The organism is Paenibacillus sp. P5_B5, from assembly GCF_056400365.1.
Genome location: NZ_JBFULK010000025.1, coordinates 23952 through 38571 on the forward strand (window position 1 = coordinate 23952; position 14620 = coordinate 38571).

The following is a 14620-nucleotide window of genomic DNA, read 5'->3' on the forward strand; positions in this document are numbered from 1 at the left end:
TTTATTGTTAATTGACAAATCATCATGCCATATTTCAACAATAGACCAGTTATATGTTGTCAAAATGAACATAAATCTTCAATCATTTTACTGATTATTTCTGAATCCGTTCCCCAGTTCAAAATTTTTGCCGTCTGTTGAATTCTTTTCAAGGAATTAATAGCGCAATGCTTTAGCCCAGGATCAATTACCCCAGTTATTTTTATCTGACCAAAAGCGACAGCATAAGTGACCATATCACTTTGGATCATGTTCATCTCGTCAGTCTCTACTACTCTTTTTACTTCATCTTCTAACAAGCTGCTTACGGGAACATATTTCATTCCCCATACCTTTTCAATTATAAATTTAGGGAACTCAACAAAATTCAATTGACTTTTCTTTCGCAGATTTTCAGTTAATTCCGCCAATGTATCCGAGCCTTCATCACTGCCGAAAGGCGCTTCTTCCTCACCGCAGTCATAATAAAAATCGTCTGTAAAATGTTTAACAAAATTAGGATGAGATGTCTTGGGATGAAGCCCTATTTCCTCATCATCAAAGTATAAATGGTTGATAAAATCAAAATTACTATCAGCCTGATAGCCTTTTTTCAACTTTTGTTTCATTAGTTTTTCAGCTTGCTTGGTACATTCTTCTTCAGAGTCAAATTCTTTGATTTCATATTTTCCGGCAGCGCCTGTCTTTCCATAATTCACTACAAAGTCACAGTCACTATAATCTATCCACCAAAATTTACTGGATTTTTCGTCATGAAAGGTGAATGATTGTTTCACTCTGATCCCTCCTAAACAATATGTTTCAGATCTCAAGACAGCTTTGCCTAACCGTATACTGATCGACATGGTAATAATATTTTTTTCAGAGCTATGTTGAATGTAGAGTCATCCAGTGGATTGCTTCTTAAGTATGTTCTAGTAAGCATGGGAAACTTTACGAAACAGATCGCAATAGCACAAGCTACAGCCATATTAACATAATATCTTTCATGTTTGATATCGTCCTGCAAATACGGCCAATTCGTTGTCCTTGATCGCCTGGGAAGGCGTAATGGAGCTAGATTCCTGCTCAGAAAGCCTTTCCCAATGTGGGAAGGCTTCTTTATTTTGCATGCGCTGTAATGATGAAAATCCCTTCTCGACCCATAATGCGTTAAATGGCCGCCTCCGATTCCGCAACAGACGACTGCACATTGATCAATCCAATTCAGCGCGGGAAAATAAATCCCTAAATACGACATCGTCCTCGCAAGCATCCTTAAATTCAATCGCAAAATTTTGCAAAGCCTCTCTATTGTCGGAATAAGCGCAAAACATAGAGGCTTCCGGGTCAAAATGCACGACATCGGCCAGATGAGGCATTCTTTCCTCAAGAAAAACAGCAGCCACAGAACCCCAATCGTAACCGCCGCCTTCAAAACCCTCGTCTGCCCTTGTTTGAAAAACTTCATCTTTATAAGTACCGACATCCAAAAGCATGGATATATTTCCGCTATCATGCTCTACTAACCGAAAAGGTTTCATTCTCTCTGCAAAATTCCGTTCGCTCGCTGTCTGCACGGTCTTCGACTTCTTTTGATTACGTTTCTTTTGCTTTCCGATACTATTACGGCTCCAATCTAAAAACATCAACGCACTTTTATCCTCGGGGTCAAGTTTATTCGCGATTTCAAACTCTCTTACTGCGTCCTCATACTGCGACAGGTAATAATAGGAATAACCCAAACGAAAATGCCAAAGAGGGTCGTTCTCACCTTGCTTATCAATCGTCAAAAGCTGCTGCACCGCTTCTTCGTAACGTTCCAGATTGTTCATCGCTCTTGCCAAATGACCGACTGCATCATAATCTCTTTCTTGTTCAGAAATTTCCAAAATTGCGGCTATAATTTTTTCATATTCTTTATCTCGATGCCAAAGGTTTAGCTGCTCCAAAAGGGCTTTTTCCATTATTCTACCTCTTCTCGTTATGGGTGTGAGGCTGCTGAATATTAATTACCATGAATGCGAAAAGACCGCTGCTGTCCTCCTCTACGGGCGTAATAGATAGCGGTTCTTCATTTACAATTCACCTTCCATATACTTGATAAGGTACATTTCAGGCTGCGCCAGAAACTCCGCAAAGCTGCACAAGTCCGCATACTCCTTATGTTCCACGTCATAACAGCCTATTTGACCTTTTTTCTTCGGATTCCACACTAGATACAGATGGGAGTAATTATCGATATGGGCTGACAGACGCAGCAGCTTTTGCTGGCCGAACTTCATCTCAATCGTATCGGTCAATGTGAAGAAATCGATATACGCGATTTCGTATTCATTCGGCGCGAGCTCAAGGCGAAGCTTGTCTCCGGTAAGAAAGCCGGCCAGTTCATCGGACAATTTATATTTTTGCAGCTCGTACTTTTTATTCGCCACATCATGAAACTCGGTAGGTTCCAAAGATTTCAAATAGTCAGCCAGCTCGGTATGCTTATTGCCGACCGCTATCGTATACGGCCGTTCGCCGTCTTTTTCCGCTAAGGTAACGTCAGCGCCGCGTTCAACCAAGTATTTTACCATAGCCAGATTGCCCATACGCGCTGCAACCGTTAACGGGGTCGCTTGATAAGGATAGACCATATCAGGCTCGTTATAATTAATGTCCACCCCATGATCGAGTAAATACGCGACTGTCTTACGGTCATGGTCCGACACGGCTGTGCGCAATACAGCACCGGCATGCTGCTTCATATCCAACCCAAGCTCGTGGATGAGCGGGATATTCTTTTTGTTGCCATAGTAGGCTTGAGAATACGCGCCTGATTTGACTTGATTGAGCTTGTCCAGCTTGGCGCCTTGCGCTGCAACGTAGCGAACGACGTCTTCCTTGCAATAGCGTACTGCCAGCAAAAAAGCCGGATTATTTTTGACATTCAGATTGACGCCATGTTCTACCAGCAGCTTTACAACATCCAGTCTCTCCGATACAAGCGCCAGATCCAATGGGCTTAACGTCGTGTATTTGCTAAGTACGATGCCCTCTTCAATATCCCAGCCTGCCGCAATTGCAGTCTCCAGAGCCGGCATATTTCCTTCGTATATTTGCATCGCAATTTCCGGCAACTCTGCGAACTTCCCTATATCTTTCAGAGTGATCATCCATTACCCTCTCCTGCCTCAAGTATTATGAAGAGTATAGAGAACTGCTTGGCAAAAAACAACAGACTTAGGGCCTATTAGGGCGGGACTGCGATAAGCCAGTAGCCTGTCGTCTTCAGGGGAGGGCATAATATAGATATCTTCGAAGTGAAAGGATAATGCTCAGGCAAATCCGGATGCAACATCCTGAGACATGATCCCAACTGTCCGGGCAAGTCGCTTTCTTCAAAATCTTTTACCTGATCGATCCACTCTTCGTATTGATGAATCAAGTCAGCTAACTGCAAAAACTGCCAAAAATCGATGAATAGCGCTGTCACTTTCGGCTGAGTCAGGCTATGGTCAAAAAAAGAAAGGTTCCCATCCATCCTGTTCATCAGCCACGCATCAATCCGTTTTCGAGAAATTTTTATATCACTTTCCGAATTAATCTTTCACGTTTCTCATAAAATTCACTTGAAATATCTTCGAACTCTTTTCCCATTCCAAATTGATATGCAGTATAGTCATCCTTACCGAAAAGCATTAAGCCATCTTACTTAGTTCAGCTACATATTGCTTCCTGTCGAACACAATAGGTTTTATTTTATCATATTTCCAATACCCACCTGCCGAATCAACACTTCTATGAGGTTGTTCAAATTCACTCCAGATGACTTTATCATCCTCAATAGTTATCCTTACATTAAAATCCCAACAACCTGGACTTCCACAAACACATTCTAATATAGAGACTTTCTCATCATAGAGATACCATTTGTCTGGTTCGTCAAGGAAATGTCTAGATGGAAAAAACACTACACTTTGTGGAAGCCCTCTATATTCTCCTGCTATTTTAGCATCATATTCCAGTTCAATTTCCTTGAGTATTTCAACTAATCTTTTCTCATTTATGTAAATATCAACAAACTCTGCTTCGTCGTCTTTTTTTATTAGTAACTTGATTTTGTCCAAGAAAGATTACCTCCTATATTGCATAAAATCGTGATTTTATTCTTTGTTAAATTGCTCTATAAAGTGTCTATTTAACTCCCATTCCAATTTATCAGGAGCAAAGTAAAAAATTTGACTATGGTAGCCCTATTTGTCAAGACAGAATATTGTAATTTCTTAGTTTCATAAATTCTATTATATGTCTTCGTTTTTCCAACGATTGAGCTGGACTGAATTGATTTCGTGTTCCGATGCAAGCTGTGAAATTGATTTTTCATCCTTTAGAATTTCTAATACAATTTGGGCTTCTTTCCATTTACAATAGGCAGATGCTATTTCATTCATGCTCTCGTTTCCCGTTAGCGTAACAAGCTATTAAACCAAATTGATATAAATATTAATCAAAGTCTTGCTACAGCTTGTTTAAGTTTAGCGCATTATAATTTTTATATATCCGCTTGAGTTCATCTCGCACTTCCATTAAGGCAAAGCCTAACAAATTTTCACCCTTCCATTTGAAAGGGTCATTAACTGACTGATCATCGGAAGACATGCCTATACCCCATATCTGATCATATGGACTGGCTTCTACTAATATTTTGTCCTCTGTCTGTAGTAGAAATTGCATAAGTTTTGGGTTCTGTAGAAACTTGGCATAGTTGCCGTTTAAAACAGTGGAATATCGTTTCTTCGTCCATATAGCCTCATTAAAGTTGTTTACTTTCCTGCCTAACTCCTTGATTTCTTTCGGATTATCGCTTTTCAAAATCCTCTCGAGCATTTCTTTATCATCAAAAATCATTGCTTTTTCTGCCATCATATATTGCTCCATACAGCAATAACTATTGATCTCAACTTCGAATTCTTCTTTCCACCACTGACTTAAGCAAGAGATTGTAATACGACCGTTATTACTCGGTTGGTGTCCCCAAAAGAATAAATATTCTAATTTTTCACCATTATTGACTTTTTCACTTAGCCAATTAATTGAATAAGCGGGCTTGCCTTCAACATTCCAAAGGAGGTCTCCTTCATCATCATAAATATCTTCATCAAGATGGTCTTCTTCGTACCAACCAAGCCAACCTTTAGGGGGAGGAAACATTTGGCGAAAGTTATTCTGTTCTCCAATGTTTAGTTCAGAAAACCAATTTCCAAATTCAATTATATAACTCTCGCCATATCCCATTCTCCAACCAATGCTGTATCTTCCTATGTATGGATACATAAGCCATGGTGGTGCCATCCGTTTATTAATATCAAGTGATTTGTTCAAGACTCTCACACTCCTTACATACTAATTATGAAAAGACGTAAATAGCTACTTGTTGAGGACTAATAAGTTATTTAATTTAGTAATCGTTTCCTCAGAAAATTTTTCACTGTATAGACCTTCGTTTTGCTTCCAATGTAGCAATGTCTTTTCCATAGAGATGGCGAACTCAGGATAAGCAAGATTGTAGAGGACTCCAATGCTAACTGTAGCTAGAAGGCATTGGGTGTATTTAGGAAGCTCGCCCACAATTGTGAAGAACATATCGTTATACTCAAAATAAGAAACACGCTCATTAGCATGATCATAGCTCAACGGATAGGTAGAAATGCGGGCAGTCTTACCCTCAAAGGCGGCATACTTGTTTGCCTGTCCCGATACTCCCTCCCAGCTGAAGTTGGTCAGGCGAGAGGCTAGAAAATCGTTATAATCGGGTTCAGATTGCTGCTCAATATCGGTGAATGCTATGCGCATTGAACCTCGATTACGATAAAAGGCGCAGTCGATAATGATAATGCCGCCGTATAAGCCACTGGGATATTGAAAAGTAAGGCAGCTGCCATTGTGATAATCACTTTCAACTTGTGTAGGTGGCTTGACCCTCTTTTTTGCTATACTTTTGGGTATGCTAATTTTGGTGATAAATGTATGTAAATACTTTTTTCGCTTGTTAATAAATTGAACATTTGCTCCAAGCTGTTCACAGACAGTTAAGTCACTCCCACTCTCAATGATCTGAGCGACTTGCTCTAACAGCGAATCCTCTAAGGATTTCGTTTCCCAAAGGCAGTAGGACAACGCAAATAATACATTGTTTCTATCATCTGTATGATTTAAGCTATAAGTAAATTTCTCTTGTAACTCTCTTACAATTTGAGTAACTTCAGAACCCCGATTGTACTGCTCATAGAAATATTCCTTGATCTCACACGAGGTGTCATTACCAAAAACCTCTGCACTCCATGTTCCCATACGCTCATCACCTCTAGAAAGTTATATGCTACTATAAGGCTTCTACTTCTAATCGGAATTTTTCTATATTTTTATTAGCTGAGTGATTTCTACATAGGATTATAAAAGGTATGATGGTCATGTCTTCTGATGTAATCATAATCCGAATCAGTTGCAGCAATAATCCTCATTATATTTTCACCCTCACTATATTTCTTCCATAATCCATTTAACCAACTATTATTATAATTACAAACTATTGCCTCCAATAATAATGCAATATCATCTGATAAATAAGCTGCAATGTCGGATGACTGTGTATGCTCAAATATTGTTTTAAAAGTTCTTTCCCTTAACCTTTTAATTATTTGTGCGTACTCAGTATCAATCGAATTATTTTTTGAAATCGTACTTACTTGATCATAAACTTCATCCACTTATTTGAAAACTCATCACTGTCTCTGTTATCGAGGATATCATCGTAATCTTCCTGTGAAACGTTTTTAATAATCTAATCAATTTTACTCTACAAAAATAATCCATATTCTCGATAACTTTTTCATTTATTCCCATAACAAATTCTCCCTTTTATAATTGAGGTATTTTAGTGGAATGCAATCGCGATTGGCTTCGTGACTAATTGGTCAAGTGCTGATTGTAAGATTGGGACTAAAAAATTATATGTTGCTTTGTTACTCCAGTATCGTTTTCAATTAGTTATTACTCTTAAAGGAATCCCATTATTAGAGAAGTAACGGATTACCTTACCCTTCTCTTTAGCATATTGAATCTCTCTTCTTGTGCAATTTCCTATGTATCATTCAACATTACTCGACAGCCTTATGTACATACTATGGAAGCTTGATCCTAACTTTGGAATTGAACTTTCTTAACTAACTATCCTGAATGACTAGCTTTCCGGTCGTTAGATCCTCATTAACAAATGCAAAAATCGTCGGCGAGGCTCCCACCAGCAAGCAGAAAGGCTTGAAATTGGCATGCAATTGTAGCAGCAAACCCCAGTTGCTGTCATCTGGCCAACCATCGCCTTGGAAAAAATAGGGCACGCCACCAATTTTATCGCCGTCAACTTCAGCGTTATATGCTTTCCGCTCATCCTCAGTGAGAAGGAGGTAGGCTTCGGAATCGAGAAAGGCAGGGTCTTGGGCTTCTTGCAACTGAGGGATGCCTTCATAAGATTCGCCATTGTTATCCCACAGCGTTGGTCCGTTAACCAATGGGGCTGTATCTATCAGGAGCTCACCTCCGGGCTGGATAATGATCGCATTTTCACCGCCATCGGGATCGATAATATCAGGATCAAAGAAGCCTTCCTCTATATTTTGCGCATGCGTAACAAAGAGATAGGCCATCAGAGGAACAGGAACGCTTGGAGTGGGGAATAATTGCTGATCCAGCTCAATCTGACCGATAAACATCATCGGGCGCTTGTCCCACCCGCTGCTAAGCGGCCATTGCGGTTCTGTTAGCCATACTGGCTGTCCTCCGATTTTCGTTATGGGAGTCCGAATCGGTTCACTGACGCGGGTAAAACTATCGATCTTGTATTTCTTCATTATTATCGCATCCTTTCGTTCTGGCACAACATTATTATAAGGGATCCACACTATTATTGATGAGCACTAAACAAAAGCGGTTTACGATTACTGAGGAGCTTGCCATGAGGCGGCTCCACCTTCTTTTGTTGAAGTAACGAGCAGGTTACGTTAATGAGCAACTGCTTTTAGAAGGAATTCCATTGTTTCATTACGAATATGGAATACATGAGTGAGGTGAAATTATGTATGACTATATAAGCATCCATTCTGAAGATTTCACGAAAAAAGTAAAGTCGAGGATTTTGGAACAATACTTAATTAGTGATTTGGGCTTTGAAAAAGTAAGTCACCTAACATTTTGCAAAGAACTCCATGGGGAGAGAATCAGGCTAAGAGGCATTCCAGCTGGACTAGATGGTAACTACGCGTATGATACATTAGAGGGTATTGAAGAAGTAAACTTAATTGAAATAGATTTACCTAGCTTCATTAATGACATTTTAGAACACGTCATATCTAACGTTGCTATTGCCATTTCTAAAGAGTTCTCATGGATTATAGATGAGGACCATGGATTAAGCTAACGGGACACGTTAGTTCAATATGGAAAGCGGAAGTCTAAGACTTTATTTTTCAAGTCTTGGTCCGCCGCTTTTTCATTTTTATGGTCAGTCTAAAACCTTTTTTCACTGGACAGATGCAACGAAGGATGTGTTGTACCTTGATATTTCCAATCAATCTAATACAGCTCGTGAAAATAGGTCTTTCATTAATGAGTCATCTTCACATGCTTCCTTAAAGGCGATTGCAAAACTAAGTATGGCTTCTTTATTGTCTGTATAAATGCAGAACGTATCGGCTTCCGGGTCAAATCGTATGATATCAACTAAGTGAGGCATTCTTTCTTCAAGAAACACGGCTGCTAATGAACCCCAATCATAGCCATTGCCCTCAACTCCTTCTTCGGCTCGTGTTTGAAAAATTTCATGCTTATATTTGCCAACACCTAAAATCATTGATATGCTTCCATTATTATGCGCAACTAGCCCAAATGGGTTTATTTTTTCTTCAATTTCTAACAAACGGGGGTCAGTCCCAATCCGCATCCCCTTTTCAACGTTCATTATATGGATGGTTTCATTTCCTGCTCTAGCAGCGGCGTTGCGGCTCATTTCTAAAAACGTCCTGCCATGTGAATCTTCAGGATCTAATGCTACAGCTTGTTCAAAAGCAACTATCGCTTCCTTATACTGTTTAAGGTAATAATAAGCATATCCTATTCGGAAATGCCAAAGAGGGTCGTGCTCGCCTTGCTCTTGCACAGATAAAAAATATTGGATAGCTTCATTATAATTTTCTTGATTATTCAATGCTCTGGCCAAATGGCAAACTAAGTCATAATCCCTGTCTGCTTCGGGTATTTCCATAATTTTGTTAATGATTTTCTCATGCTGGCTCTTGTTATGCCAAAGAGTGAGCTGTTTCAATAGATCCTTATCCATCTTCGTATCCTCTCCTCTAACTTTAATCAAATAATGATTTCCATATATTAGAATAACCCATATGATCTATGCAGTTCAAATCAATTGAAATTATATGACAAATGAAGCGAGGGGTATATTTATGAGTGAAGTGTGGATACATGCTATGCAAGGTGTGCCTTGGACGCCTAAAAAAATGAAAGCAGCTGTTGAAAAACTAAGGCGACGAGCTACGATCAGTTTTGCTTTTGATTCAGATAAATTGGCGGATTTAGTAAAATTAGATGAAATGGTCCTATCCCATCGTCCTGATCTTATTTTGCACATATGGAGTTACAGAAATAAAGGGGATTATTCAGTTGAAATGCTAGACATCTTAGCTGGATTGAAAAACGTAACTGCCTTGCATCTAAGCATGAAACAAAAGCAAGATTTACATAACCTACAGACGCTAAAAAACGTGGAATTTTTGAGAATTGATTCTGACCAAACACTTTCTATCGATTTTATAAGTAGTTTTCAAAAACTTCAGCACTTGCAATTAAATGGCAAATTCGATGATTTGTCTCCCATAGGAAACTGTAAAAATCTTAGCAGCATAATCCTTCAGTGTACAGTTGAACAATTGAACTTTGTCAAAGAGATCCCCATAGAATATCTCCTTATCGATAACTGTAACGTGAATTGTGATCTGGAAGTACTCAACGTTCGAACCTTGAAGATGTTAGAGCTATCATCCATTGCAAAACTAGAGGATGTTTCCTTCTTGAGTAGATTCGAGAATTTGGAGTTTTTGAGTTTGTCTTTATCCAGAGTGGAGAAGCTATGCGATTTTTCTGCTATGGATAACTTGAAACAATTAGAACTGAAAAACATGAAATCGCTGATAGAGATAGATGTCTTAAAAACTGCATCAAATCTGGAAAATTTAGAGTTGAACGAAATAAATACGAAGATCAAGGCGGAAGCGTTTGATTTTTTATTAGACATGCCTAAGCTGAAACAGTTGGATTTTCAATATATTGATTTTAACAAGAAACGCATAGAAATCATGCGAAAAAAATGGATTGATTCAGGTAAACAGGACATTTTAATGGATTGTATGCCTGGGGAAAAAAGACAAAGAAAGATGAATTTGATTCATCTTTCTCGTATATTGATGTAGTTTGCTTGTCATACGTTTAATAAGGATTTAATAGAAATGTTAGGATTATCTGTTTGTGCAATCCTTGCAGTATCCTAAGGATGGATGTACGGAAAAAAGAGAGGTTATGAATACCCTCCCAAAAAGTTAGAAAATGCTTATTTCGTGGTATATGGAGAAAGCAAAATGATGAAACCTTAATAGGATTTTAAGCAAGTCATTTTAATTTGGGTGAGGTTTTCTAAGTTGATTTCAATTTGTAATTCGGTAAATAAATCCTTCATTTCCCATTTGACCATCACCGCCATAGATTTTCCCGTCTTGATAATCAATACTGACCCATTCATCAACGACCGTCCAATAATCAACATTATACTTTGCTATGCTTTCAATGGTTGTGTCACACAAGGGAGAGCAAAAAAATTTACTTTCTTTTGTGTTGGGGTTATATGTGCTGTAACAATTTAAAATTGTTACAGTGCCATTTGGAAAGATGATGCAATTAATGCCGGGCAGTTCATGCTTTTCAAGATTCCAATGTTCCGCAATAGAAATATTCATAATAAATCCCCCTTTATATCCTATTTTAATCAAAAACCATTGTTTATTGTTTTGAACTATACCAGATTAGCCTCCGCCTTTTTGACACGTAGCTTTCAGCCTGTGAGCTGTCCGCTATTCCCATTTATTTTCCATTAATTTGCGGTTTGTGACAGCTACGCTGGTACTACCCCTACTAAAAAAAATAATGAACCAGTCTACTTAATTTTCAGCTGATTCATTTCATCTTTTCACTGCATTATTACAATCCTTGATGCTATATTATCATTTAAATTTATTTAATATTCAGATTTATCAGTTATATCCCATCCATGATCTTTAGTCCAACTAATGAATTCACTTCATTTCTTATTCATACTTCCTCCTACCGGTTGAACTCTGAATGCGGACAATGATGTCCTTCTTCACACTCTCTTTTTATACACCCTCATCGCAACGAAATAGGCTACGAACAAAATCCCGACACACCACGCAAGAGCGACCCATATGTCATTGCCCACCGGCTGACCTGACAGTAGTGCACGGATGGCTTCTACGATCGAGGTCACCGGTTGGTTATCGGCAAAGGCTCGAACGACCCAAGGCATCGACTCGGTAGGCACGAACGCCGAGCTGATAAACGGCAGGAAGATAATCGGGTAGGAAAAGGCGCTTGCGCCATCCACCGATTTGGCAGACAGTCCTGCAATCACCGCGACCCAAGTTAATGCCAGCGTAAACAGCGCGAGTATGCCGGCTACTGCAAGCCATGACAATATCCCCGCCGGCGAACGAAAGCCCATAATCAACGCTACGAGAATGATGACGAGAACCGATATGGCGTTGGATACCAGCGAGGTCAGCACATGCCCCCACAGTAAGGTAGAACGTGAAATCGGCATGGTGTGAAACCGCTCGAATATGCCTCGTTGCACATCCGTAAACAAGCGGAAAGCCGTGTAGGATATGCCGCTAGCAACAGCAATCAGTAGTATACCGGGCAACAGGTAATTCACATAGTTATCCGTTCCGGTTTGAATTGCACCGCCGAACACATAGACGAACAGCAACATCATCGCGATCGGCATGATGGTGACCGTGACGATTGTGTCCATGCTGCGGAAAATATGGCGCATGGACCGTCCAAGCATAATGCTTAGATCACTGAAGAAGTGTTTCTTTGCCGCCTCCATTTACTTCGCCTCCTTTTTGCCGACTATTGCGAGGAATATTTCTTCTAATGTAGGCTGTTTTTCTACATACTCCACTTTTGCGGACGGGAACAACTTTTTAAGATCCGAGAGCGTGCCACTGGCAATAATCTTGCCCTCATGCAGAATGGCAATTCGGTCGGCAAGCTGCTCTGCCTCCTCCAAATACTGCGTAGTCAGGAGTACCGTCGTGCCGCTGTCGGCAAGCTCCTTGACAATCTTCCATACCTCGATGCGTGCCTCGGGGTCAAGCCCGGTGGTCGGCTCGTCGAGGAAAATGATCTTCGGTTTTCCTACGAGGCTCAAGGCGATGTCGAGCCTTCGGCGCATCCCGCCCGAATAAGTAGCCACCCTGCGGTCTGCAGCGTCTGTTAGGCCGAAGCGTCTAAGCAAATCTTCCGCTACCAGACGCGGATTGTCGAGGTATCGTAATTTGGCAATCAAGATTAGATTTTCCCGTCCGGTCAATATTTCGTCCACGGCGGCAAATTGCCCGGTCAGACTGATCGCCTGCCGCACATTTTCGGGTTTTGATGCAACATCGAATCCGTTTACGGTGGCAGTTCCGCTGTCTTGTTTGAGCAACGTGGAGAGGATTTTGACAACTGTTGTCTTGCCCGCCCCGTTGGAGCCAAGCAGGGCGAAAATACTGCCCTTTTCCACCTCGAAATCAACGCCCTTTAGGACTTGATGCTGCTTGTAGGACTTTTGCAGTCCACTGACTTGAATCGAATTATTTTGCATAACTTCCCCCTCCTTATCGAACAGTAACCTTGGACAAATCGGCCCCCATACCTTTAAGCGCGGCAAAGGTCAACTTATCCATGACTGCGCCGTCAAAGCAGATGGTTTTGATGCCACGGTAATACTTATTGGTCAACGAAAAAAACGCTTGAAAAGACACATTCTTGAGTGTAGCGCCCCTAAACGAAACTTCGTTTAATGCCGACTTGTCAAACTTAACGCCGATAAAGGTTTGCCCGTCAAGTCGCAGCCCGCTCAGGTCGGAATATTTGAAGTCCACGCCGTCAAATATACAACCTTCAAAGATTGTTTTCCTAAGGTCGATCTTGGTTAGCGTGACGTCGGTCAGTTTTACACCTGCGAATTTGGCTCCCTCCAGCCCTGAAATGTTGAAGTCGGTGCGTACAAGGATCGATCGATTGAAGCTTACATTCGTAAGGTCAACGGTGGATAGGCTACAGTCAGTCAGATTCGCACCGTCAAAATTGGCTTCACGTAAATCACTGCTCTTAAACGAACTTCCGGTCAAGTCTGCGCCCGCAAAGTCGGCACCGCGTAACGCGCTAGCATTAAATTGACCTTTATGGGCCGTAACGCCTGCAAAGTCGCTCATTGCCAGGTTGCTTGCGCTAAAGTTTGTCACTACTTGCCGTTCCAGCGAGCGGGAGAGGTTGGCGACTTCCAATATCGTTTGTTCGATGTCGCCGATGCTCTCAATGGTCATCTTAAACGCTGTTTCATCGTCTTTGCCCTCGGCTTTGAGTTCACGATATCGCTCCTGCAAATCAGAGTGCAGGTCGGCCTTTAATTCGGTGACGCTTTTTACCCCATCGTATGGCGTAAACACGCTATTCAAATAGTTCGTCAATTTCGGATTCATCACATCAAATCTCCTTTATAATAAATTTTCTAGTACGCGCTTTGAATACTCCCAATTGCTTTTGTTGCGTACGTAAGCATCCTTGCCTTTTTCAGTAATCCTAAAATACTTTCGACGTCCGCCCTGAGATTCATCGCCCCAATACCACTCGATATCGCCGTCTGTTTCAAGCCGCCGGACGCTGGAGTACATCGTGGCTTCCTTTAATTCATATTCGCCGCCCGAGCGCTCGGCAATCAACTTGACAATCTCGTACCCGTAGCGGTCAGCTTCGGATAAGAGTCGTAAAATCATCGTGTCGGTATGTCCGCGCAGCAGGTCGGATGTAATTTTATTCTCACTCACATAATCACCTCGCATTTAAATAATACGACACATTACTATGGCTGTCAAGGTAGTATTATTAATCAATTACTTTGCCTAAAAGTGTTGAATAATCATTCAGTTTGTTTGTGAAATTCCACGGGTAGCTATAAATTTATGGATTGCGTTGATTATATTGAATATGATTATTTGGATTCGCATATCGGAAATCAATGAAAGTTCTTGTCCTCAATCAGGACTCAACATAAGTGCTTTTCTTGGAGAAAGGGCAAGAACTTGCATCCCAAAAATAAAAAAGCCGCGATTTTGGTCATACCCCTGTCAAGTAGACAGATGAAAAAAGCTATGCTGCCAGCGCGCACCGGTATTCGATCGGCGCGCGCTGTTTCAGTTTAGATTGGAACCGCTGGTAATTGTAATAATAAATATAATCTTCTACCGCT

At 40.7% G+C, this 14620-nt stretch carries 20 protein-coding genes; 2 read left to right on the forward strand and 18 right to left on the reverse strand.

The window, feature by feature from the left end; translation table 11 throughout:
* Positions 1-59: 59 nt before the first annotated feature.
* From AC1DOK_RS22935 to AC1DOK_RS22985, 11 genes are all read right to left on the reverse strand, one after another.
* Positions 60-776, reverse strand: a complete 717-nt coding sequence (locus tag AC1DOK_RS22935) for a WGR domain-containing protein (RefSeq protein WP_477556628.1) — start codon at positions 774-776, stop codon at positions 60-62.
* 210 nt (positions 777-986) lie between these two features.
* Entirely contained in the window at positions 987-1112 is a 126-nt protein-coding gene (locus AC1DOK_RS22940) for a hypothetical protein (protein WP_477556629.1), read from the reverse strand.
* Positions 1113-1196: 84 nt separating this feature from the next.
* Entirely contained in the window at positions 1197-1946 is a 750-nt protein-coding gene (locus tag AC1DOK_RS22945) for an Imm51 family immunity protein (RefSeq protein WP_477556630.1), read from the reverse strand.
* Between the two features lie 111 nt (positions 1947-2057).
* The gene (locus AC1DOK_RS22950; RefSeq protein WP_477556631.1) at positions 2058-3137 is read right to left on the reverse strand and encodes an ankyrin repeat domain-containing protein; all 1080 of its coding nucleotides are present in this window, start codon (positions 3135-3137) and stop codon (positions 2058-2060) included.
* A 77-nt stretch (positions 3138-3214) separates the two neighbouring features.
* Complete coding sequence (locus tag AC1DOK_RS22955; RefSeq protein WP_477556632.1) at positions 3215-3505, reverse strand: hypothetical protein; 291 nt, start codon at positions 3503-3505, stop codon at positions 3215-3217.
* Between the two features lie 157 nt (positions 3506-3662).
* Complete coding sequence (locus AC1DOK_RS22960; protein WP_477556633.1) at positions 3663-4091, reverse strand: hypothetical protein; 429 nt, start codon at positions 4089-4091, stop codon at positions 3663-3665.
* A gap of 174 nt (positions 4092-4265) precedes the next feature.
* Positions 4266-4415, reverse strand: a complete 150-nt coding sequence (locus AC1DOK_RS22965) for a transposase (RefSeq protein WP_477556634.1) — start codon at positions 4413-4415, stop codon at positions 4266-4268.
* A 67-nt stretch (positions 4416-4482) separates the two neighbouring features.
* Positions 4483-5346: an NADAR family protein gene (locus tag AC1DOK_RS22970; protein ID WP_477556635.1), complete on the reverse strand. Its 864-nt coding sequence runs from the start codon at positions 5344-5346 to the stop codon at positions 4483-4485.
* A gap of 45 nt (positions 5347-5391) precedes the next feature.
* Positions 5392-6315, reverse strand: a complete 924-nt coding sequence (locus tag AC1DOK_RS22975; RefSeq protein WP_477556636.1) for a hypothetical protein — start codon at positions 6313-6315, stop codon at positions 5392-5394.
* An 89-nt stretch (positions 6316-6404) separates the two neighbouring features.
* Positions 6405-6731: a hypothetical protein gene (locus tag AC1DOK_RS22980; protein WP_477556637.1), complete on the reverse strand. Its 327-nt coding sequence runs from the start codon at positions 6729-6731 to the stop codon at positions 6405-6407.
* A 456-nt stretch (positions 6732-7187) separates the two neighbouring features.
* Positions 7188-7871 (reverse strand): DUF1963 domain-containing protein, encoded by a 684-nt coding sequence (locus AC1DOK_RS22985; RefSeq protein ID WP_477556638.1) that lies wholly within the window; start codon positions 7869-7871, stop codon positions 7188-7190.
* Between the two features lie 224 nt (positions 7872-8095).
* On the opposite strand from AC1DOK_RS22985, the gene AC1DOK_RS22990 reads away from it, so the two are divergent.
* Complete coding sequence (locus AC1DOK_RS22990; RefSeq protein WP_477556639.1) at positions 8096-8437, forward strand: hypothetical protein; 342 nt, start codon at positions 8096-8098, stop codon at positions 8435-8437.
* A gap of 150 nt (positions 8438-8587) precedes the next feature.
* Here AC1DOK_RS22990 and AC1DOK_RS22995 read toward each other — a convergent pair whose 3' ends face one another.
* Complete coding sequence (locus AC1DOK_RS22995; RefSeq protein WP_477556640.1) at positions 8588-9355, reverse strand: Imm51 family immunity protein; 768 nt, start codon at positions 9353-9355, stop codon at positions 8588-8590.
* Positions 9356-9476: 121 nt separating this feature from the next.
* On the opposite strand from AC1DOK_RS22995, the gene AC1DOK_RS23000 reads away from it, so the two are divergent.
* Positions 9477-10499, forward strand: coding sequence for a leucine-rich repeat domain-containing protein (locus AC1DOK_RS23000; RefSeq protein ID WP_477556641.1), 1023 nt, complete (start codon positions 9477-9479; stop codon positions 10497-10499).
* Positions 10500-10730: 231 nt separating this feature from the next.
* On the opposite strand, the gene AC1DOK_RS23005 is transcribed toward AC1DOK_RS23000, so the two are convergent.
* The 6 genes from AC1DOK_RS23005 to AC1DOK_RS23030 all read right to left on the reverse strand — a co-directional run.
* Positions 10731-11039 (reverse strand): hypothetical protein, encoded by a 309-nt coding sequence (locus AC1DOK_RS23005; protein WP_477556642.1) that lies wholly within the window; start codon positions 11037-11039, stop codon positions 10731-10733.
* Positions 11040-11443: 404 nt separating this feature from the next.
* A complete protein-coding gene (locus AC1DOK_RS23010; protein WP_477556643.1) occupies positions 11444-12211 on the reverse strand; it encodes an ABC transporter permease in 768 nt (255 codons plus the stop codon).
* Positions 12212-12973: an ABC transporter ATP-binding protein gene (locus AC1DOK_RS23015; RefSeq protein ID WP_477556644.1), complete on the reverse strand. Its 762-nt coding sequence runs from the start codon at positions 12971-12973 to the stop codon at positions 12212-12214.
* A gap of 13 nt (positions 12974-12986) precedes the next feature.
* Positions 12987-13853: a pentapeptide repeat-containing protein gene (locus tag AC1DOK_RS23020; protein WP_477556645.1), complete on the reverse strand. Its 867-nt coding sequence runs from the start codon at positions 13851-13853 to the stop codon at positions 12987-12989.
* A gap of 15 nt (positions 13854-13868) precedes the next feature.
* A complete protein-coding gene (locus AC1DOK_RS23025; RefSeq protein ID WP_057303936.1) occupies positions 13869-14198 on the reverse strand; it encodes a PadR family transcriptional regulator in 330 nt (109 codons plus the stop codon).
* A gap of 322 nt (positions 14199-14520) precedes the next feature.
* On the reverse strand, positions 14521-14620 hold a 100-nt coding region (locus AC1DOK_RS23030), incomplete at its 5' end, for an IS3 family transposase (RefSeq protein ID WP_477556647.1).